Source organism: Ferrovibrio sp., from assembly GCF_029255545.1.
Lineage (GTDB): Bacteria > Pseudomonadota > Alphaproteobacteria > Ferrovibrionales > Ferrovibrionaceae > Ferrovibrio.
Window position 1 is genome coordinate 93006 of record NZ_JANLJJ010000068.1, and the last position, 1246, is coordinate 94251.

Genomic DNA, 1246 nt, shown 5'->3' on the forward strand with positions numbered 1-1246 from the left:
GAGCGCGTGCGGATCGAGTTGCGCGACTACCGCGACCTGACCGACGCGTATGACGCGGTGGCCTCCATCGAGATGATCGAGGCGGTGGGCGAGAAATACTGGCCGCATTATTTCGGCCAGCTGCGCGACCGCCTGCATCCGGGCGGCCGCGCCGGCATTCAGGCCATCGTGATCGCCGACAAATATTTCGAGGATTACCGCGGCACCATGGATTTCATCCAGGCCTACATCTTTCCCGGCGGCATGCTGCTCTCGCCTGACACGGTGGCCCGTCAGGCCGCCGGGGCGGGTTTCGATATCGTCGATGATTTCAGCTTCGGCCGCGACTATGCCCGCACGCTGAAAGACTGGCATCGCCGCTTCGAGACGGCCTGGCCGCAGATCCGCGACCAGACCGGCAAAGGCCTGCCCTTCGACGAACGCTTCCGTCGCATGTGGCGCTATTACCTCGCCTATTGCGAGGGCGGCTTCAACGCCGGCACCATAGACGTGCTGCAATACGGTTTCGCGAAGCGCGCTTAGGAATGCTGTAAACGGCGGCGTACGAAACGCACCAGCGCGCCGACGATGGGCAGCCGGGCATAGAACTGGCTGCCGGCATCCCAGTGATCGAGATGGGCATTCACGCGGCCGTCTGGCGTGAAATGCAGCTCGCTGACGCCGATGGCCTGCCACGGCTCGGCTCCGCCAAAGCGGCGCGGCGTGTAGAAGAACGTCCATTTCAGGAAAGCCTGGCTGCCTTCGCGCACCGATCCGTCAATACGGAACTTCACATGGGAGCAGTCGCGGAACATCTGCGCGAACAGGGTTTTCATCACCCTGCGGCCACGCACATCGTTGAACGGGTCGCTGAAATGCACATCCTCGGTGACCAGATCATCGAGACGATCCAGGTTTTCCGGCGTCAGGCCGGCGAAGAAATCAGCGTAGCGCTGCAGGCCGGCGGCAACCGGATCGGCCGTCATCGGGTGAATCTCCGCACCAGGGGGAAGTAGGCCGCATAGGGCAGCAGCCGCAGGATTCTCAGGATCATGGCGAACTGCCAGGGAAAGGCAATCTCGAAACCACGCTCAAAATCGAGGCCACGCCACAGCCGTTCGGCCGCTGCCTCCACCGGCATCAGGAACGGCATCGGGAATGTATTGCGGTCGGTGAGCGGCGTTTTGATAAAGCCCGGCGAGATCAGGCGCACCGCCACGCCGCTATTTTCCAGATCGAGCTTCAGCGATTCCGCCATGTTGATCAG

At 62.4% G+C, this 1246-nt stretch carries 2 protein-coding genes and 1 pseudogene; 1 reads left to right on the forward strand and 2 read right to left on the reverse strand.

Annotated features, from left to right (window positions below; all coding sequences use genetic code 11):
* The coding region (locus Q1J79_RS13565) for a class I SAM-dependent methyltransferase (protein WP_300301263.1) at nucleotides 1-522 on the forward strand (522 nt) is incomplete at its 5' end.
* On the opposite strand, the gene Q1J79_RS13570 is transcribed toward Q1J79_RS13565, so the two are convergent.
* The gene (locus Q1J79_RS13570) at nucleotides 519-965 is read right to left on the reverse strand and encodes a nuclear transport factor 2 family protein (protein WP_300301265.1); all 447 of its coding nucleotides are present in this window, start codon (nucleotides 963-965) and stop codon (nucleotides 519-521) included. The two genes, Q1J79_RS13565 and Q1J79_RS13570, sit on opposite strands and share 4 nt — an antisense overlap.
* Nucleotides 962-1246: pseudogene (locus Q1J79_RS13575) on the reverse strand (oxidoreductase); the annotation flags it as partial. The gene Q1J79_RS13570 and the pseudogene Q1J79_RS13575, both read right to left, overlap by 4 nt.